Genomic DNA, 19033 nt, shown 5'->3' on the forward strand with positions numbered 1-19033 from the left:
GTCTGACTTCATAGTGTTTCGGTGGTTATAGCGTGAGGGAAACGCCCGGTTACATTCCGAACCCGGAAGCTAAGCCTTACAGCGCCGATGGTACTGCAGGGGGGACCCTGTGGGAGAGTAGGACGCCGCCGAACAAATTTTGAGAAAGCCCCCGGCCGGGGATACCGGCACGGGGGCTTTCTGCGTTTGTGGTTTTTGTGCCTCGATGAGGGGCGCTCCACAGGAGAGCCCCTCTATTCCCTAGTGCTCTGACCAGCAAGGTTCACCGGGTTTAGTCTGCGCCTCCCCTTCATCAAGCAACCTCCGGAACGCTCGTGCAAGGAAAGCGTCACAGGGCGCAAAGGAGTCACTGGTGGCGGGATGAGCCTTTTCGTCGGGAGAGCGACAGTGTGCGTCGTTGCCGGTCGATCTCAGTGACGACGACCGCGATTTTGTCGCCGACGTGGACGACGTCCGACGGATCCTCCACGAGCGTCCAGGCGAGCTCTCGTAGGTGGACCAGTCCCTTGATGCCGTCCGCGACCTGGACGAAGACGCCGAACGGGACCAGTTTGGTGACCTGTCCTTGCAGTTTCTGCCCCACCGCGGTGCTGTCGGCAAATGCCTGGAAGGGGTCTGGCTGCATCGCTTTCAAGGACAGTCTGGCCTCCAAGTTCCAGGTGTCGAACTGGAGGAACTCGCATGAAACGCGCTGTCCGACCTGCACGACGTCGGAGGCTGCTTCGAAGCGGCGCCAGGACAGCTCGGCGCATGAGATGAATCCGACGCCGGGGAAGATCGGGTGGCCGGGGCCATCGTCCAGCGCCACGAACACGCCGAACCGTTCGATCGCTGTAACGGTGCCGGAAAGGGACTCGCCGCAGTGCAGTGACTCCAAAACCGCCCAGAGCTCTGGGTACTCAGACGGCCCGCCGATCATGCAACCAGCTTTTCACGAGCAGCTGTGCACTGAGCGGCAAATGCGGTCACGCTGCGGTGCTGAAGCGACGTCCGCCCCAGCGGATGCCTTTCTCACTGCGGATGCGGGCGCGTTCCTTACGTTCGGCGGCCAGGACGTCGCGGTGGCGGGCGTTGGCGTTGCGCCAGCGCAGGTAGGCGTGCAGGGCCCGGGTCTGCACGGTGTGGTTGGGATAGTTCGAGTTGGCGATGGTGAACTGCCTCAGCGGTCCGAAGTGGGCCTCAATGGTGTTCGCCCACGAGGCGTAGGTCGGGGTGAAGCACAACTCGACCTTGTTCTTCTTCGCCCAGCGGCGGATGTCCGTTCCCTTGTGGGCGGACAGGTTGTCCAGGATGACGTAGATCGGGGCGCCGTCGGGCCGGGCGGCGCGGATCGACTTCAGCGCGGCCAGTGTGTTCGCCGCACCCTTCTTGCGGCGGTTGACGCCCCACAGGCGGTCGTCGCCGACCGAGTAGCAGCCGTGGAAGTAGCGCACCCCGTGAGTGCGGTGATAGGTGGCCGGCACCCGGTCGGGATGCTTCCGTTCGGCCCAACCCGATCCTGCGGTAGGCCGGATGCCGAGCGGTCCGAACTCATCGAAGGCGAACACCCGGGCGGGGAAGCGGTCCAGGACCTCCTCGATCCGGTCCAGCTTCGCCTCGCGGTCCGGGTCGGGTGATTCTTTCCAGGTCTTGGTGCGCTGGAAGGTGACACCGCGGCGGGCGAGAAGGCTGCGTAACGCCTCGCGGCCGATGCGGATCACCCGGCCGTGGACTTTCCGCAGGTAGGCGACGAGTTTGCGCAGTGACCAGCGAGTGAAGGGCTGGCCGAGCTTGGTGGGGCGGGTGGTGGCCGTCTGGATGACGAAGTCCTCGTCGTCAGGGCCGAGTTGGCGGGGACGGCCTCCCGCCCATTGAGGGTCCAGGCAGGCCAGGCCGATCTCGTTAAAGCGGTGGATCACATCGCGGACGGTGTCCTCGTCGGCCTGTACCAGCTGGGCGATCACCGGCACCCGGTTCCCGCCGGCCGAAGCCAGCAGCATCATCGCGCGCCGGTAGCGCACTGAGCTCGTACTGCCGCGGCGCACGATCCGCTGCAGCTTCTGCCCCTCCTGGTCAGTCAGTCTGCGCACACGGACAGGCTCAGCCACCGCGCCTCCAGCGGTCGGACGGACATCACCGCACATCCAACCGCCACGACCGCGAACCCGGCGAACCTTCCCGGTCAGAGCACTAGCTACAGGCGGCCCGCTGTCTTGAGGGCCAGATACGCGTCTGCCAGGGCCGGTGCGAGTTCCTCCGGTGTCGCGTCGACGACCGTGACGCCATGCCGGCGGAGTTGTTCCGCCGTGCGGTGGCGTTCGCTCTGGGCCTGGGCGGCTGCTGCGGCCTCGTACACGGCGTCCGTGTTTCCACGTGCGGTTGCCATGTGCGCGATGTGAGGGTCCGCTACGGATGCCAGCAGGACGGTGTGGCGCTGGGTGAGCTGGGACAGGACGGGGAGCAGGCCGTCCTCGATGGGGGCTGCGTCGAGAGTCGTGAGCAGCACGATCAGGGAGTGGCGGGGCGCCGTGCGGAGCGCCATGGCCGTCAGGCCTCGCGCGTCCGTTTCGATCAGCTCCGGCTCGAGAGTGGCCATCGCGTGGACCAGGGAGGGGAGGACGTCGCCTGCTGTGCGGCCCTGGACGAGCGCGCGTACTCGGCGGTCGTAGGCAAGGAGGTCCACGCGGTCGCCGGCTCGGGAAGCGAGGGCGGCCAGGAGTAGCGCCGCGTCCATGGAGGCGTCGAGGCGTGGAGCGTCTCCGACGCGTCCCGCCGAGGTGCGGCCTGTGTCCAGGACGAGCAGGATGTGGCGGTCGCGTTCGGGGCGCCAGGTGCGTACGGCGACCGCGGACTGTCGGGCTGTGGCGCGCCAGTCGATGGAACGGGTGTCGTCACCGGGGACGTATTCGCGCAGGCTGTCGAATTCTGTGCCCTGGCCGCGAATGAGCACGCTGGTGCGGCCGTCGAGTTCGCGCAGGCGGGCCAGTTTGGATGGCAGGTGCTTGCGGCTTGTGAAGGGGGGCAGGACGCGTACCGTCCAGGGGACTTTGTGGGTGCCCTGGCGGGAGAAGAGGCGCATGGGGCCGTACGAGCGAACCGTCACGCGGTCGGCCTGGCGGTCGCCGCGGCGGGTGGGGCGTAGGCGGGTGGTGATGCGTCGGCGTTCGCCGGCGGGGACCGTCACTGTGTGGCGGGATGACGCCACCTCCGTGCCGGGCTGCCAGCTGCTGGGTGGCCAGGCATCGCGGAGGTGGGCGCGGAGCGGTCGTGGGGATGGGTTGGTGATCGTGAGAGTGACGTCCGCTGTCTCGCCCAGGCGCACGGAGGCGTCGCCGGATCGGGTCAGGCCCAGCCGGCGTACGGGCGCTGCCAGGGCGAAGTCGCAGGCGCAGGCCGCGGCCAAGGGTGCGTTGACCGCGAGGATGCCCATCCAGCTGGGATCCCAGATGCCTACGGGGAGGGAGCCTAGGGCCGCGAGGAGTGCGGCGCGTCCGGTGAGTGCCATCAGCGGGGGACGGGGACGTGGGCGAGGATCGCGTTGATGACGGAGTCGGAGGTGACGCCTTCCATCTCGGCCTCCGGGCGGAGCTGCACGCGGTGGCGGAGGGCGGGAAGGGCCAGTGCCTTGACGTCGTCGGGGGTGACGTAGTCGCGGCCCGTCAGCCAGGCCCACGCGCGGGCGGTGGCCAAGAGGGCCGTGGCGCCGCGTGGGGAGACGCCCAGCGTCAGGGACGGCGATTCGCGGGTGGCTCGGCAGATGTCGACCACGTAGGCCGTGATCTCCGGGGAGACCGTCGTCTTGGCCACTGCCGCGCGTGCCGCTTCCAGGTCCGCGGGGCCCGCTACGGGGCGTACGCCGGCGGCGCGTAGGTCGCGGGGGTTGAACCCCTCGGCGTGGCGGGTGAGGACGTCGATCTCGTCCTGGCGGGAGGGCAGCGGGATGGTGAGCTTGAGGAGGAAACGGTCCAGCTGGGCTTCGGGGAGGGGGTACGTGCCCTCGTATTCCACTGGGTTCTGCGTCGCGGCGACCAGGAACGGCTCGGGCAGCGGGCGGGGGGTGCCGTCGACTGTGACCTGGCGTTCCTCCATGGCCTCCAGCAGGGACGACTGGGTCTTCGGCGGGGTCCGGTTGATCTCGTCGGCGAGGAGAAGGTTCGTGAAGACCGGGCCGGGCTGGAAGGAGAACTCGGCGGTGCGGGTGTCGTAGACGAGGGAGCCCGTCACATCGCTCGGCATCAGGTCGGGGGTGAACTGGACGCGCTTGGTGTCGAGTTCGAGGGCGGATGCGAGGGCGCGGACGAGCAACGTTTTGGCGACCCCAGGGACTCCTTCTAGGAGAACGTGTCCGCGGCAGAGGAGGGCGACGACGAGGCCGGTCACGGCGGGGTCCTGGCCGACCACGGCTTTGGCGATCTCGGCGCGCAGGGCTTCCAGGGAGGCGCGGGCGGTGCCCGGGTCCCCGGTGGTCCCGGCGTTGTCAGTGGTCGGGTCCATCATGGACGGCGTACCTCTCTTTCGAGGGCGTCGAGTTGGTCGGCGAGGGCGATGAGGGCCGTGTCGTCGCTGGGCGGCGGGCCGAAGAGGAGAGCGTGCAGGGCCTGCCCGTCTCCGTGGTTGTGGAGGTGGGCGGACAGAGCGGGGAGCAGGGCCTCGGGCGCGTACGCCTGGGAGACGGGGACACCTACGAGGGGGGCGAGGCGCGTGCGGGTAGTGGAGCGAAGAGCGGCGGCCGCGCGGTCGCGGGCGTTGGCCTTGCGGTAGAGGCGGGCGCGGCCTTCGACGGTTTCGGAGGCGCGGATCGCCACGGGGAGTTTTTCGGGCACCAGGGGGCCGAGTCGGCGTGCCCGCCAGAGGGCGGCCAGGGCTGCTGCGATGAAGAGCTGCAGCGTGCCCCAGAGCCAGCCCGAGGGGAGCAGGTCGAAGAAGCTGCGTTCGTCGTCCGCGTCGGCGGCCGACGTGTCGGAGAGCGAGGGGAGGTACCAGACCAAGTGAGGGCGGGAGCCGAGGAGTTGCAGGGCGAGGGAGGCGTTGCCCTGCTCGTCGAGACGGTCGTTGTAGAGGATGTCGGGCGCGCCGAGGACGATGGAGTCGCCGTCCCCGGTGGTCTCCGGGACGCGCAGGAGGGTGGCCAGGCGCTCGCTGGGGTAGCACTGATCGGCGTCGAGGTGGGTGGTGGTGTAGCGGACGCCGCCCAGGTCGGCGGTGCCCGCGCGCTGGGCGGCGGGCAGGGCGCAGTCGGGGGTGAGCTCCGAGTCGAGGCTGGTGGCGGGGTCCGCGGTGACCCCGGGGACGAGCCTTTCGACGGACCAGCTGCCTGGAGCGACGAGGACGGTTCGGCCGCCGGCTCCGGCGGTCGCCGAGCGCAGCCAGGACTGTTGACGGTGCGTCAGCAGGTCGGGAGCGGCGACCAGGAGGGTGGTGTCCGGGGCGGACGCGGCGCGTGCCTCGTCCAGGGTGGTAACGACGCGTGTGTCCACGCCGCGGTCGGCGAGGAGCTCGGCGACGGCCCGGCTGCCCTTGGGGTCGGCGGAGCGTGGGTCGAGGGCGCCGTGCCGGGCGTCGGAGCGGATCGTGGCGATCACGACGGCCGCCGCCAGCAGGAGCACGACAGCGAGGGCGACGCCTCGCGTGCGGGTCCACACCTGGCGTGCGGTGGGGGAGGCGGAGGTGGACGGGAGCGCGGCCTCGGTGCTCATTCGGGGGCTCCCAGGTGGGCGTTGTGGGCCGTGCTGGGGGCGCTGCTCGCGAGCTGTGGCTTGGTGCTCTCCAGGTCGCGGTCGAGTTGGGCGATGCGCTGGTACGCCGGTTGGGTCGCGGTCCGTCCGCCGTATGTGACGTCGTCGAAGTCCCGGGCAGCGGTGCGCAGTGGGTCTGTGTGGGAGGGCAGTGAGCGGCCTGCTTCGGCGGCGGCCTCGTCCGCGGTGCGGCCGGGCCGGACGTCTAGGAGCGCGCGTTCCTCGAGTGAGCGGACGATGGCGCGCATGCGTTCCTGGACGGCCTGGTTCCAGTGGCCCTGGGCGGCGTGCGCTTCGGCGGCGGCTCGGTGTTCGGCGGCGCTGCGGGGCCGGTCGTCGAAGAGGGCGGCGGAGGAGGTGGGTCGGCGGCGAGGGGTGCCTAGGCGCCACCAGATAGCGCCTAGGACCGCCAGGACGACCAGGATGACGACGATCAGGCCGAGCGGGCCCCCGGGTGTCACGGTCGAGGCGCTGCTGAACAAGTCCTCGACCCAGTACCAGAAGGTGTCCAGGGCGCGCTGGAACCAACTGGGTTCGTTCTCGTGGTACATGTGCTTCGACAGTTCGCGCCGGGCCGCTTCCCGCGCGGGATCACGCGGGATCGTGAGCGGTGGCTCGTCGTCGGAGCCCGTCGCCAGCGACAGGACGGACGTGTCGCCGATGCGCAGAGATGCGTGTACGGCCGCGTCCGGCAGTGCTGACGCCGTTGTGAGAACTCCCCCCGCCAGGCTCACCGGTTCAGCTCCCCGGGGTGTCGGTGCCGTAGCCCTGGACGCCGGCGGCTCGGGCCAGTTCGAGGTCGAGGGCCTCGCGGCGGATGCGCTGGTCCATGTAGAGCAGGACGGTGACGCCGGCCGTGATCGGGAAAGTGATCATGGAGCCGATCACCGAACCGACGCCGCTGATGATGAGGAACGTCCAGCCGAACTCGGTGGTGCCATTGAGCAAGGTGGTGGCGCCGTCGCCGCTGAGTGCGCCGGCGAGGAAGGTGAAGGGGATGACGACGATCGCCGCGAGGATGTTCGCGATGATCGTGGCGAGCAGTTGGATGCCGAAGACGCGCCACCAGGAGCCCCGCACCAGCTTCGCGGAGCGGCTCAGCGCCTTCACGATGCCTTGCTTCTCCAGCATCAGCGCGGGCGAGGCGAGGGAGAAGCGGAACCACAGCCACAGTGCGATGATGCCGGCGCCGAAGATGCCCAGGACGGCGAGTGCCCCGCCCGCGTCACCGGAGCCCGTGGCGGCCACGAGGATGCCGGGTACGGCGCCCGCGAGCACCAGGCCGAAGGTCATGAGCAGCAGCAGGACGAGCAGGCCGAAGAGAGGCAGCACCTGAGGGCGGGCGTCGCGCCAGGCCTCGCCGATGGTCACCGACTTGCCGAGGACCGCGCGGCTGGTAACCGTCGTCAGCAGGGCGGTCGCGATGATCGCGCCGATCACCGAGATCAGGAAGATCACGCTGGAACTGAGCAGGGCGTCGCCTGTGGCGCGGGTCAGCTCGCTGAGGGTGGCGTTCGGGTCGTTGAGGGCCTCGGTGCTGACGAGGTCGTTCAGGACGAAGCCCTGGACCAGGATGACGAGGATCTCCGTCACGATCGCGACGGTCAGGGAGATGCCCAGGACCGTGCGCCAGTAGGTGCGCATGGTGGAGACCGCGCCGTCGAGGATCTCTCCGACGCCGAGGGGGCGCAGCGGGATCACGCCGGGCTTTGCCGCGGGCGGAGGGCCGCCCCAGCCGCCTCCCCAAGCGCCGTATCCGCCCGGGGCGCCGTAGCCCTGGTGGCCGCCGCCGTATCCGCCGGGGCCGGCGGGAGGGCGAGTGCCCCAGCCGGGGCCGGGCGGTGGGGGTGGCGGGGCCTGGCCCGGAGCCTGGGGCCCCGTCGGGGCGGACCACTGGCCGGGTGGCGGCTGGTCCTTGGACCACTTCGGGCCGGGGCCCTGCGGGTCCGGTCCCGGCTGCTGCGCGGGGTCGGGACGGTCTGCGGGCTCGGACGTGCCGGACGTGCCGGGTTCCTGCCCGTCGGACGGGGCGGATCCGGGCGAGGCCCAGCCCGGAGTGTCTTTCATCGTCGCTCCTTCACGGTGCCCGTCCGCGGTCGCGGTGGCAGGTTGGCAGCCATCGTGCCATGGGGTGGTCGGCGAGGTACCGGCCGCGGTATGGGCTGTGCACCTTCAATTGTCCGCCGGACAAAGGGCAGACTGGCTGCATGGCTGATCAGTACGCGCAATCCGGCGAGGACAACAGGCCGACCGAGATACCGGCGATCCGATGGGACGAACCACCCGAAGGTCCCGTACTGGTCCTTCTCGACCAGACGAGGCTGCCGGCCGAGGAGGTCGAGCTGGTCTGTACGGACGCGCCCGCGTTGGTGGAGGCGATCAGTTCGCTCGCCGTGCGCGGGGCGCCGCTGCTCGGGATCGCCGGGGCGTACGGTGTCGCGCTCGCCGCCGCGCGCGGTTTCGACGTGGACGACGCCGCGGAGTCGCTGGCGGGCGCTCGGCCCACCGCGGTGAACCTCGCCGTTGGTGTGCGCAGGGCCCAGTCCGCGTACCGGGCCGAGCTCGCGAAGAGCGGGGATGCCGAGCGGGCCGCTGCTGCGGCGCTGAGCGCGGCGCGCGCGTTGCACCAGGAGGACGCCGAGGCCAGCTCCAGGATGGCCGAGCGGGGACTGGCGCTGCTGGACGAGCTGCTGCCAGGCGGTGGGCACCGTATCCTCACGCACTGCAACACCGGGGCGCTGGTGTCGGGCGGGGAGGGCACGGCGTTCGCGGTGGCGCTCGCGGCGCACCGGTCCGGGCGGCTCAGGCGGCTGTGGGTGGACGAGACGCGGCCGTTGCTGCAGGGGGCTCGCCTGACGGCGTACGAGGCGGCGCGTCGCGGCATGACGTACACCCTGCTCACGGACAACGCGGCGGGGTCCCTGTTCGCCGCCGGAGAAGTGGACGCCGTGCTGATCGGCGCGGACCGCATCGCGGCCGACGGTTCGGTCGCGAACAAGGTGGGGAGCTATCCGCTCGCGGTGCTCGCGCGCTACCACCATGTGCCGTTCATCGTGGTGGCGCCGCTGACGACGGTGGATCCGCAGACGCCGGACGGGGCGTCCATCGAGGTCGAGCAGCGCCCCGGATTCGAGGTGACCGAAGTCGTGGCGCCCCATGCGCCGGTGGCGGGGGCGGAACCGGGAGGCGGGATTCCGGTGGCGCCGCTGGGGACCCAGGCGTACAACCCGGCGTTCGATGTGACGCCGCCCGAGCTGGTGACGGCGATCGTCACCGAGGAGGGAACCGCGTCGCCCGTGACGACCGAGGCGCTGGCCCAGTTGTGTGCCAGGTCGCGGCAGGTGACGTAGAGCTTGTGAGGTAGGGGTCGGAATCAATCGGGCGGGCAAGGCGTGGCCTACCCGCCCGTGGGTCACGCCCTGTGATGTGGACGAGGGCAGACAGTAGGGACTGCGTACGACTAAGGTCACTGGCCGGTGACCTATCTCACCACTGCCTTCGCCACTGTTATGAGAATGGGATGCTCCCGCTCTGATCAACGGAAACGGCCCCTCTGCCTGCGACGATGCGCGAGGCGAGGGGCCGTGACATCCAACGGCTACATCAAGCGGCGGTCTCCAGGCCCGACGAAGTCTCCAGTTCCCGTAGCCGTGCCGGTTGGCGAAGCAGCCGGTCGAGCTGCCCCACCGCCTCGATCACGTCAGGGTCCAGAGCCTCAGCGTAGATGTCCAGGGTCGTTGCGATCCGGCTGTGCCGAAGGATGGCTTTGACGATCCTCGGGTGAACCCGGAGGTGGACCAGGAGCGTGCCGCAGGACTTGCGCAGCCCCTTGGGATTCATCTTGCCGAGCCCTTCCGCCTTGATGATCCGGTCCAGCACGATGTAGAGGTGCGCTGGCGTGAGCGGGCGACCAGTCCGGGTCACGAACACGTGCCTGTCGGGATCTTCGAACCAGGGACGCCCCCTGCTGATCGCGCGTTCGCGCAGCATGGCCGTCCGCATCCGTGTCCAGCGCAGGGGAGCGATGCACTGCGCTGGCAAAGGCAGGGGCGCCTTGGAGGTCTGAGTCTTTAGGCCCGCGTCGTCGATCGTGCCCGCGCTGCTGCGTTGCCGCTGCTGTTCCACCCAGATGATCCGATTGTCCAGGTCGATGTTGTCCCAGCGCAGTCCGCACACCTCGGCCCGTCGCAGGCCCAGGAGGCAGAGCAGCAGGAAGACCGGGTAGTACGGCGTGAGGCGTCGAGCCGCAGCCAGGAAGCGGAGCACCGCCACGGCGTCCCAGCTCTTGCCGCTGTCTGTGCTCGCGCGGACATGGACGAGCTTGGCCACGTTCCGGGTCAGGCCGATGTCTTCGACCATCGCGGCCGCGAGTGCCGCTGAGAGGACCCGTAGGGCTCGCTTGGCTGTCTTGACCCCATGATCCTGCGCCAGCGCCTGCATGACGCCTCGCAGCTCCTTGACGCCGAGCTTCAGCATGACCTTCGAGCCCAGGCGCGGGCGCAAGTGGTGACGCACCGTCGTTTCGTAGGCCCGGTAGCTGTTCGCAGCAAGATTGGGCTTCACAACGATCTCAAGCCAGTAGTCGAACCACTGGCCCAGCGTCATATCCCGTGTGGGAGTCGGAATGCCGCCGTTGGCACGGTCGATCAAGTCCCGACGCTTCTGGTCGCACTCCTCGTAGGTCTTGCCGTATGCATACTTCCGCTTCGTGGTTCCGTCCGGCTGAGGGACGTACACGGCTGCCTGATAGCGGCCGTCAGTCCGCTTCGTCACCGTGCCGGAGCCGTTGGGATTCCGCTTGCGTGGAGGCATCAGTCAGCCTCCTCAAGCCGGGCGCGGATGTACTCCTGAACCGCGCTGTCAGGGATCCGGCGGCAACGCCCTTCGGTGAACGACGCGAGCCGCTTCGAGCGGATCAAGTCGTAGACCTTGCTGCGCCCGTACTTCAGCCGCGTCATGACCTGATCCACAGTCAGGAGCTCTACCGGGGCCGTTGTCATGCGGCAGCTCCTTCCAGGTCGAGCAGGGCGGGTAGTTCCTCGCGGGCGGTTTCGCGGTTGAGTTGGATGTCGCGGTGGATGTTGGCGGCGAGCCAGGATTCGCCGGGGGTATGGCCGTGTCCGGCGTAGGTCCAGTGGGCGAGGGTCAGGGTGGTTGCCTCCGTGCCGTCGGGGTCGGGCAGGCCGAGGGCTTCGCGTTGCTGGGCAGCGCGGTAGTCGGCACGCACTTGGCGCAGGGCGCCGAGGGTGGTGGAGTAGCGGCGGGACTTGGTGGAGAAGTGGCCGCGGAAGCCGAGCATGTGCGCCCAGTCCCGGAGCTTGCGGTCGGGGTAGAGCGGGTGCAGGTCGAGGCAGGCTTCGATCAACCGGCGGGGGTGGTCGGGCACTCCGAGGAGCACGAGGGCTTCCTTGTTGCCGATGCGGCGGTCGACGGTGCCGGTGGTCTCGGCTGCTTTGGTGGCGTACTTGGCGACGTAGGAGGCGACGGCCTGTTCGGTGATCTCTTCGCCGTGGCCGAAGGCGCCGATCGGCTGGACGTCGAGCTGGGTGCCCCACCGGAGCGTGCGGGCCGGTTGCGTGACGGCTGGTTGGTCGGGGTCCGGCTGATACCGGGCCGGGGGCACGTCGACCGCGACACGGGCAGCGGCGGCATGGATCGCGTTGGTGAGCAGGTCGAGGGTGGCCCAGGCCGGGGGCGGATCGTCAGGCCCGGCGGGTCCGTCGAAGCGGATCACGGCGTGGAAGTGCACGGCCCCGCGCTTCTGGTACTCCGCGACCTTGCCGAACGAGACACGGGACTGTTCGCGGGCAGCTTTCTGCGTGAGCCCGGCTCGCTTGGCGATCTCGCGGCGCAGGTAGATCGTGAAGTACCGCCAGAGCTCCGAGGCGTGGTTGTTCCACAGCACCGCGCCCGCGTAGTCGTACGACTCGGGGTCGAGCGGGGTGCCGAGTTCGGGCGCGTCCTCGGAGTGGCGTTGACCGCAGCGGCAGGCCCGGTTGCCGGGTCGGTTGTGAACCGGACCGAACGAGGGCGCGGTGAGGGTGGCGAAGACACGGGGATGATCCCGCACCGTCTCGGGGGTGCCTTTGGCAGGATCACCGGTCAGGCCCGCGCGGATGAGGTGGTAGGTGTCTCCGGCGTAGGTCCAGGCGCAGGCCGGGCAGCGTGAGGCGCGGCGGTTGCCGCAGGCCACGCGGAGCATGCCGCCGGGCTCGTGCTCGGTCGTGTACGAGTGCAGCACGGTCTTCGTGGCGGGGTCGATCGTCTTGGTGCCGCCGATGAGGCGGATCGGGTCGGAGCAGCCGCCGGTACGGCGGATCTGTTCCTGCCAGCGGTCGAAGTCGGCCGATCCGGCCACCCTCAGCACGTCGCCGAGGGTGGCCGCATCCAGGCCCGCCAGGGTGGCGGTGTCGGTCATGTCCAGCACCACCCGCTGTCGCAGCCCTCATCGTCGGTGTCGAACAGCGGCAGTTGGTCCCCGCCCTTGAACAGCTCCCGCAAAGGGCGCCCCATCCGGGTCAGATAGACGGGGCGTTTGCCCTTGGCGGCCAGGTGGGCGTTGATGGTCTCCTCGACCTTGCAGGCCCGCTCAAAGCGCGCCGGATCCTGCGCACGCATGGCCAGCCATTCGGGGATCTTCCGCATCGGGCAGAAGTCACAGGACGACTTCGGGGGCACGGGCAGGCCCGCGGAGCGGATGATGCGGGGGCAGTCGGCCCGACGGATCTTGAGGTCAAGGAGCGGGTAGACGAGCCGCTCATACGGCATGGCCTTGCCAGCATTAGCGCGGCTGATCTCGTCCAGGCTGATGCCCATGGCGACCGTGGCCGGGTGGGCTTCGGTGGCGCCGTGTGCCTTCAGCCAGGCTCCGGTGACCAGGATCTTGAAGTCGTAGGTGCAGTTGCGCTTGCCGGGCTTGCCGTTGCTGAGGAAGACCGGGATCGTCTGGCGGCTGCCGTTGCTGTTGGTGATCCGGCCGTAGATCGTTTCCTGTCGGCCGCCACTGATGCGGCGTTCCAGCTCGATCAGCGTCAGGCCGTGGGCGGCAGCGAACGGCGCGGCATAGCGCTCGAAGTAGCTCAGGGTGCCAGGGTTCTCGGAGTCCCGGCCGACGTTGGCGAAGAGGAAGGTCTGGAAGTCGATGCGGCCCTGAGCTTCCAGGACCAGAGCCGCCATGGACTGCCAGCCACCGCCGAAGGAGAAGGCGCGCAGGCCCGGGGCAGCAGATGCCGAGCGCTCCATGGCGGTCACCTCGCGGCCCGAACGACGCCAGCGGGGAGGGTGTGGCCGGTGCCCTGGCAGGCGTGGCAGACGACGCGGAGCAGGACGCGGGAGCCGTCGGGGTGGCGGTCGCCGGTGGTGATCGAGGCGACGGGGAAGTTGTCGCAGTTGCGGCAGACCGGACGGTTCGGGACGCGGGAAGGCATGATGAGTGGAGCCCTTTCGGATCGATGGATCTGGACGAGGTGGAGCCGTCCGGGGCGGCGGATCTTTGGCGAGAGAGGCCGCCCCGGGGGCGCTACTTGCGGTAGCGGCTCTTGGACCGGACGGGCCGAGAGCGGACCGGGTGCTTGCGCGGCGAGCGGGGCAGTTCCCGCTTCTTGGAGGCGCGGTTGATCGTGTAGCTGAGCCCGCCGGTGGCCGACAGGACCGCGACGGCCGAGGCGGCGACGACCTGAGCGACGAAGGCGATCACCAGCAGCACGACCACGGCCGCGGAGGCGATGACCAGGGTCAGGACGATCGGGCCCTTGTAGGAGCGGGGGGCTTCCTGGACGATCACGACCTTGCGCACGTCGGTGCCGGGCGGGATCTGCCGGTAGAGGTCGGCGGGGATGTGACCGGCGCGGAACTGTTCGTCGGGCAACTGCACGGTTCAGCCCTCCGGGTCAGGTGCAGCGGTGGGTGCGGGCGGCGAGTTCGGCGGCCGAGCGTTCGGTGTGCTCGGTGGAGAAGCCGCACTTGGGGGCGGTGCAGGCGGCGGTGTGCTTGGTCTGGCCACGGCCGTTGTTGAACGTGCCGACCTGCACGGGGCCGATGCGGATCACGTTGTGGAAGCGGTTCGGGCGCACGGTGGAACCTCCTTGGATGTCAGGCGAGTTGGGCGACGATGGCTCCGGCGAGGGCATCCGGGACTCCGAGGCGGGCGCGCAAGGTGGCGGCGTCAATGTCCGTGCCGGTGCGGGTGCGGTGCTCGGTCGCGACCTTCCGCGCGTGGTCGATCAGCGCCGGAGGCACCGCCGGGGCGGATGCTTCGGGCAGAGCCGGTGCGGGCTCGGGGGTAGTGATCGGCTCACGCTCGGGGATCGGTTCAGGGACGGGTGCCGGGGCTGCGGGCGCCGGCGGAACCGGCACCCGGTCCCCGGCCGGAGTCGGCGAGTGGGCAAGCAGAGTGCCGCCGAGGAACGCGAGCGCGGGCCATCCGGCGACGAGGATGCGCAACCAGGCCGGGACGTGGTCCAGGTCGAGGAGCCCGGCGGTGGCAATGTTGGCGCCGAGCGAAGCCACCAGGGCGACCAGGAACCAGAACCAGGCCATCCGGGACCGCTCCGTACGAAGTCGGCGCCACACGGCGACCAAGAGCAGGTCGACCGAGACGGGGTAGGCCCAGGCTTTCCATCCGGTCTGCCCGGCGGCTTCGGCGAGGTCGTGCAGGTGGGCGAAGGACAGCGCGCCAGCGATCACGGCCTGTACAAGCACGGCGTCAATGCGGAGTGGGCGGGGCATGTCCTCACCTCCTTCGGGGAGTTGAGCCGGGGGCGGGGCGGGGATCACATGTCCGGCCGCCCGGCCCCGGCAGGCGTTCAGTCGTCGGCGGGGATCTCGCCGGAGCCCCAGCACGTGAGGCACATGGCGGTCTGCCGGTGGTCGGTGGCGCGGCCCTTGCGGGCGCCGACGCGGACGGTCTCCGCGGTCTCGCCCTTGCCGTCGCACTCCAGGCACTTCGTGACCTTGGGCTTTGTGGACTTGCGCGGAGCCATGAGCGATCTCCTTCCGGCACTGGCTACGGCTGGGACTGCACGAGCGGCGGAGCGGCGGGCATCGGCGGAACGGAGAGCTGACCGACCGGCCGGAAAGGGGTCAGGAATGGCAACTCGGGGGTGAGGCAGGCGAATTCACGGCAGACCGCCGTCACCTGAGCTGGAGTGACCTCCGGGGTGCGGATCCGCGACCAGTAGCCGGAGGCGTCACCGGCCACCGCGACACCGGGACGGTCGGCACGGATGCCAGTCACGGAGACCACGGCGTCCGGGGCGATGTCGCCCAGGCCCATCTCCGCCGTCTGCTTGTCGTTGACGCGGTGCACCACGCGGCCGGTGAGCTGAGCGCGCAGGGCGGTCGCGCCCTTGCCCAGATCGGAGCCGAAGCGCTGTCCGCACACCTCCAGATAGATCCCGATCGCACGGGCCATCTGGCCGAGCCGGACCAGCTGCATGACCGTGTGATCGCGAGCAGGCTCATCCTTCTTGGAGGTCACCAGGAACAGCTCCGCCACTTCATCGATCAGCACGACGAGCGGCACAGGCCGCAACTCTGGAGGCAGTTCCCACAGGTCCGAGACGCCGTACAGGGCGAGCAGGTCGAAGCGGTCTTCCATCTCCGTGACGAGCGCGTCGATCAATTGCCCGGCGATGGCCGGGGTGGTGGCCAGGGCCGACAGCCGGGGCGCGTAGCGGCTGTGCTCAACCCCGCGCTTGCAGTCGATCCCGACCAGTCCCACCGGCAGCTTCGCCAAGCCCTTGATCAGGTTGCGCTGGTACATCGACTTGCCCGAGGAGTTCGCCCCCAGCGTGAGCGCCATCGGGATCTTGCGGTAGTCCCGCTCGAAGACCGTGCCGTCCTCCCGCAGCGCGACCGGGACGATCAGGCCACGGGGTATGGCCTTGCGCGGCATCCGCACCCGGTTGAGGACGTCGTAGCCGGTCATCCGCAGCTCGACGTAGCCGGGCTTGGTCTCCCGCACGGTCACCGAGTGCACACCCCAGGCGTGGCGCAGGCGCTCGGAGGATGCGGCGATGTCAGCAGGCTCCAGGCCCGCGGGCAGGCGGAGGGTGACGCGCAGTCCGGTCGCGGTCGGACGGACGCGGCGCACCTTCGGCGGCACCGGGCGGACCTCGCGCCGGGCGACGTTGCGGGTCATGAAGGCACGGAAGCCGGACGGCTGCACCGTCAGCCCGCACACGTCCATCGTCGAGCCGTAGGTCCAGGTGAACCGGCCCCACGTGACCGGCAGACCGACCGCCGACCAGTACAGCCGCGGCGCGCGGTACTTGGCGATGCCGAGGCCACCTGCAGCGGCCGCGGCACCCCCCACCTCGAACCAGGTGGCCAGATCGCTCATGGTCAGGCCCCAATCGGGGTGACCGCGACCGCCCGGAACGAGATCCCGTGTCGCTTCTGGCCGTTGAACTCGTTCTCCCAGTCACGCGCCTTCAGCCCCGTCACCGCCACCGGCATACCCGGTGTCAGGCTGTCGGGAAGGCCGCTCGCCGGGATCGTGACCTGGTAGAGGTTGCCCTCACCCTCATCCGAGACCAGCAGGCCCACCGTGTGCAGCGGTGCCTGAGTCTCCCGGTCGATCGCGATCTCACCGGTCTGCTTGTTGACCAGCTTCGGCGTCGGAGCGGTCGCCACGAACACCACAGCGGTAGAAAGGTCGATCTTGAAGGACGGCATCTCAGCCTCTCCTCACGTAGGGGCGAAGTGTGCTAGCTCGCACACCTCGATCGCGTACTAGCTTGCGTCGATGATGCGCGTACTAGTACACGCCTGTCAAGGCCCGCTCGCGGCAGGTAGGCCGAAGTTCCATGGCTATGCCATGGGGTACGCGTTAGTGTGGGTATGCGAGCTAGAACGCGAGGAGATCAGGAACTAGCACGCCCAGAAGGGAGAAGGAGAAGGAAGATGACCCCGAAGGTGCAACGCGCCACGCCCCCGTTCATGCAGATCGCCGATCACTTCCGCGTGAAGATCAAAGAGGGGGAGCTGCCCCAGGAATCCAAGCTCCCTTCCATCGCGGACATCGCGCGAGAATGGGGAGTCGCCACCGCCACAGCCGCAAAGGCGATCAAGCAGCTTCAGGAGGAGGGCTACGTACGATCCTCGTCGCAGGGAACGTTCGTCGACCTGGGACGGAAGCTGACGAGTGGCCCAGACCGCCTTCAGATGCTGCGGGCGACGGGCAGCGGGTTCCGGCTCGGGGAAACCGTCGAGATCTTGAGCGCAGAGTTGATCCCTGCGTCGGCGCACGTAGCAGAGGGCTTGAAGATCACCGAGGGGGACCCGGCCGTTCAGCGTCGCCGTGTCTACCGCGACGATGACGGGGTGGTAGCTGTGTCCACATCGTGGCTGGCTGGCAGCCTGGCCGAAGCAGCCCCGGAGTTGCTTGAGGTCGGCCCCCTTCCCAAGATGACCTTTGGCTTGATCGAAGATCGCACAGGGCGGCGCGCAGTTCGACGACGTGACGTAGTGGCCATGGCGCCAGTCCCTGGAGACATCGCCGAGGTACTCGGTGCCGAAGTCGGGACTCAGGCTCTGACCATGACCAACCAGTACTTTGACCAGCACGGCGAGGTCACCGAGTACGCCCAAGACTTCCTCGGAGCCGGGCGCGAACTCTCCGCCGAGTACGCCCTCGATTGACGGCAAGGCAGCAGGACCTGTTACAGATTTCTCTACCTCATCAAGCCCCGCCGTTCCGGCGGGGGAGGGGGATCCCGTTCCGCCACGGCCCGCAGGTTCCGGCAGAGCTCCCAGCCGTCGCGCACTTGGGAGAACAGGACTCGACAGCACCCCTAGGAACCTCAGCTCCCCCACGCTTCACAGCCCCTCAGGGCTAGAGCCTCCATCCCCTCGGTCACCAGGCCCAAAGCGGCCAGGAGCCACGGATGGGGGCTCTTGGCTTCGCCATCCGGTCGCGCTGTCCCAACGGCTTTCCGGCCGCCGCTACGGGGACACACACCCCACAGGCCCGCACTGCGGGCCTGCGCGGGCTCGGTGCTCGGGGCTTCGCTCCCGCCTTCGGCTGCGCGCCGCCCCGGCACCGGCCCCGCGCCACCAGTGCCCCGGGGTGATCCCCGTTTCACGCTCTGGCCCGCCAAGGGCCGATGCACCGGACCGAGCCTGATTCCCACCCTTGCCCCACACCACCAGGCCCGGACCTGGGGAGGACGGCATTGCCCAAAGGTCCGCATGCATGATCCGCCACGGACCAACAGACGCTTTGACCCAAAAGCAGGTGCGCGACGGCTGGGAGCTCTGCCGGAACCTGCGGGCCGTGGTGGGTGGGATCGTGGCTGGCTGGGGTGATCGACTCCGTGACTTTAGGCAGCCACTTTGGGGGGAGCCTCGAAGATCATGGCCCCAACGTCGTGCTTTAACGGGCAGGTCCACAGACTGCCCGACTCGCCGGAAGCTTACGGGGCCATGATCACTCCCCCCAAAGCAGCTCCAGCCCAAAGTCACTCCATCGATCACGTGGGCACGCTCGCGAGGTGGGTGTCGAGCTGACATCCACGGTTGACATCAACGTCGGCGGACGAGGGCAGACAGTGACGGCCCAGTACGACTAAGGTCACTGGCCGGTGAGCTACCTCACCTGAGCCTTCGCCACCGTTATGAGAATGGGATGATGGCATTCATGAAGGGACGAGTCCTTGTCGTCGACGACGACACCGCACTGGCCGAGATGCTCGGCATTGTGCTGCGTGGTGAAGGTTTTGAGCCGTCTTTCGTAGCCGACGGCGACAAGGCGCTGGCTGCATTCCGGGAGAGCAAGCCCGATCTGGTGCTGCTCGACCTGATGCTGCCCGGGCGGGACGGCATTGAGGTGTGCCGTCTGATCAGGGCGGAGTCCGGCGTGCCGATCGTGATGCTGACGGCCAAGAGCGACACCGTCGATGTCGTGGTGGGCCTGGAGTCCGGCGCCGACGACTACATCGTGAAGCCGTTCAAGCCGAAGGAGCTCGTCGCCCGGATCCGGGCGCGGCTGCGGAGGTCGGAGGAGCCGGCGCCGGAGCAGCTCGCCATCGGTGATCTCGTCATTGACGTGGCCGGGCACTCCGTCAAGCGGGACGGGCAGTCGATCGCGCTGACCCCGCTGGAGTTCGATCTGCTGGTCGCGCTCGCGCGCAAGCCCTGGCAGGTGTTCACGCGTGAGGTGCTGCTGGAGCAGGTCTGGGGCTATCGGCACGCGGCCGACACCCGTCTGGTCAACGTGCATGTGCAGCGCCTGCGTTCCAAGGTCGAGAAGGACCCGGAGCGGCCGGAGATCGTGGTGACCGTTCGTGGTGTCGGCTACAAGGCAGGGCCGAGCTGAC

General features: G+C 69.1%; 21 protein-coding genes and 1 rRNA gene. 4 read left to right on the forward strand and 18 right to left on the reverse strand.

Features of this window, described 5'->3' with window-relative positions; genetic code table 11:
• The first annotated feature begins 17 nt into the window (after positions 1–17).
• Positions 18–134, forward strand: a 5S ribosomal RNA gene (rrf, locus tag QQM39_RS27505).
• A 212-nt stretch (positions 135–346) separates the two neighbouring features.
• On the opposite strand, the gene QQM39_RS27510 is transcribed toward rrf, so the two are convergent.
• From QQM39_RS27510 to QQM39_RS27540, 7 genes are all read right to left on the reverse strand, one after another.
• On the reverse strand, positions 347–919 hold the full coding sequence (locus tag QQM39_RS27510) for a S1 RNA-binding domain-containing protein (RefSeq protein WP_302000226.1): 573 nt from the start codon (positions 917–919) through the stop codon (positions 347–349).
• Between the two features lie 46 nt (positions 920–965).
• Positions 966–2087: an IS630 family transposase gene (locus QQM39_RS27515; protein WP_367669156.1), complete on the reverse strand. Its 1122-nt coding sequence runs from the start codon at positions 2085–2087 to the stop codon at positions 966–968.
• An 86-nt stretch (positions 2088–2173) separates the two neighbouring features.
• Positions 2174–3484, reverse strand: a complete 1311-nt coding sequence (locus tag QQM39_RS27520) for a DUF58 domain-containing protein (RefSeq protein WP_302000228.1) — start codon at positions 3482–3484, stop codon at positions 2174–2176.
• The gene (locus QQM39_RS27525; protein WP_302003743.1) at positions 3484–4473 is read right to left on the reverse strand and encodes a MoxR family ATPase; all 990 of its coding nucleotides are present in this window, start codon (positions 4471–4473) and stop codon (positions 3484–3486) included. Before QQM39_RS27525 ends, QQM39_RS27520 begins: the two co-directional genes overlap by 1 nt.
• A complete protein-coding gene (locus QQM39_RS27530; protein WP_302000229.1) occupies positions 4473–5675 on the reverse strand; it encodes a DUF4350 domain-containing protein in 1203 nt (400 codons plus the stop codon). Before QQM39_RS27530 ends, QQM39_RS27525 begins: the two co-directional genes overlap by 1 nt.
• Positions 5672–6448: a DUF4129 domain-containing protein gene (locus QQM39_RS27535; protein WP_302000230.1), complete on the reverse strand. Its 777-nt coding sequence runs from the start codon at positions 6446–6448 to the stop codon at positions 5672–5674. The genes QQM39_RS27530 and QQM39_RS27535 overlap by 4 nt, the downstream gene beginning before the upstream one ends.
• A gap of 4 nt (positions 6449–6452) precedes the next feature.
• Positions 6453–7781, reverse strand: a complete 1329-nt coding sequence (locus QQM39_RS27540; protein ID WP_302000231.1) for a glycerophosphoryl diester phosphodiesterase membrane domain-containing protein — start codon at positions 7779–7781, stop codon at positions 6453–6455.
• Between the two features lie 140 nt (positions 7782–7921).
• Between QQM39_RS27540 and mtnA the strand changes: the two genes are divergently transcribed.
• Positions 7922–9064, forward strand: coding sequence for an S-methyl-5-thioribose-1-phosphate isomerase (gene mtnA, locus QQM39_RS27545; RefSeq protein WP_302000233.1), 1143 nt, complete (start codon positions 7922–7924; stop codon positions 9062–9064).
• A 253-nt stretch (positions 9065–9317) separates the two neighbouring features.
• On the opposite strand, the gene QQM39_RS27550 is transcribed toward mtnA, so the two are convergent.
• The 11 genes from QQM39_RS27550 to QQM39_RS27600 form a co-directional block, all read right to left on the reverse strand.
• Positions 9318–10526 carry a tyrosine-type recombinase/integrase gene (locus QQM39_RS27550; RefSeq protein WP_302000234.1) on the reverse strand — a complete coding sequence of 403 codons (1209 nt, stop codon included), beginning with the start codon at positions 10524–10526 and terminating at the stop codon, positions 9318–9320.
• The gene (locus tag QQM39_RS27555) at positions 10526–10714 is read right to left on the reverse strand and encodes a helix-turn-helix domain-containing protein (protein ID WP_302000236.1); all 189 of its coding nucleotides are present in this window, start codon (positions 10712–10714) and stop codon (positions 10526–10528) included. The genes QQM39_RS27550 and QQM39_RS27555 overlap by 1 nt, the downstream gene beginning before the upstream one ends.
• Entirely contained in the window at positions 10711–12132 is a 1422-nt protein-coding gene (repSA, locus tag QQM39_RS27560; RefSeq protein ID WP_302000238.1) for a replication initiator protein RepSA, read from the reverse strand. Before repSA ends, QQM39_RS27555 begins: the two co-directional genes overlap by 4 nt.
• On the reverse strand, positions 12129–12956 hold the full coding sequence (locus QQM39_RS27565; RefSeq protein WP_302000240.1) for a phosphoadenosine phosphosulfate reductase: 828 nt from the start codon (positions 12954–12956) through the stop codon (positions 12129–12131). The genes repSA and QQM39_RS27565 overlap by 4 nt, the downstream gene beginning before the upstream one ends.
• 5 nt (positions 12957–12961) lie before the next feature.
• On the reverse strand, positions 12962–13141 hold the full coding sequence (locus QQM39_RS27570; RefSeq protein ID WP_302000242.1) for a hypothetical protein: 180 nt from the start codon (positions 13139–13141) through the stop codon (positions 12962–12964).
• Positions 13142–13233: 92 nt separating this feature from the next.
• The gene (locus QQM39_RS27575; RefSeq protein ID WP_302000243.1) at positions 13234–13587 is read right to left on the reverse strand and encodes a hypothetical protein; all 354 of its coding nucleotides are present in this window, start codon (positions 13585–13587) and stop codon (positions 13234–13236) included.
• A gap of 16 nt (positions 13588–13603) precedes the next feature.
• Entirely contained in the window at positions 13604–13786 is a 183-nt protein-coding gene (locus QQM39_RS27580; RefSeq protein ID WP_302000244.1) for a mobile element transfer protein, read from the reverse strand.
• 19 nt (positions 13787–13805) lie between these two features.
• Complete coding sequence (locus QQM39_RS27585; protein ID WP_302000245.1) at positions 13806–14441, reverse strand: DUF2637 domain-containing protein; 636 nt, start codon at positions 14439–14441, stop codon at positions 13806–13808.
• A gap of 77 nt (positions 14442–14518) precedes the next feature.
• Positions 14519–14695 carry a hypothetical protein gene (locus QQM39_RS27590; RefSeq protein WP_302000246.1) on the reverse strand — a complete coding sequence of 59 codons (177 nt, stop codon included), beginning with the start codon at positions 14693–14695 and terminating at the stop codon, positions 14519–14521.
• A gap of 23 nt (positions 14696–14718) precedes the next feature.
• Entirely contained in the window at positions 14719–16056 is a 1338-nt protein-coding gene (locus QQM39_RS27595; RefSeq protein WP_302000248.1) for an FtsK/SpoIIIE domain-containing protein, read from the reverse strand.
• Positions 16057–16058: 2 nt separating this feature from the next.
• Complete coding sequence (locus QQM39_RS27600) at positions 16059–16391, reverse strand: hypothetical protein (protein ID WP_302000249.1); 333 nt, start codon at positions 16389–16391, stop codon at positions 16059–16061.
• 228 nt (positions 16392–16619) lie between these two features.
• Here QQM39_RS27600 and QQM39_RS27605 point away from each other — a divergent pair, with 228 nt between their 5' ends.
• A complete protein-coding gene (locus tag QQM39_RS27605) occupies positions 16620–17357 on the forward strand; it encodes a GntR family transcriptional regulator (RefSeq protein WP_302000250.1) in 738 nt (245 codons plus the stop codon).
• Between the two features lie 985 nt (positions 17358–18342).
• Positions 18343–19032, forward strand: a complete 690-nt coding sequence (mtrA, locus tag QQM39_RS27610; RefSeq protein WP_199812060.1) for a two-component system response regulator MtrA — start codon at positions 18343–18345, stop codon at positions 19030–19032.
• Position 19033 lies beyond the last annotated feature (1 nt).

The sequence above is a fragment of the Streptomyces sp. DT2A-34 genome (assembly GCF_030499515.1).
GTDB lineage: Bacteria > Actinomycetota > Actinomycetes > Streptomycetales > Streptomycetaceae > Streptomyces.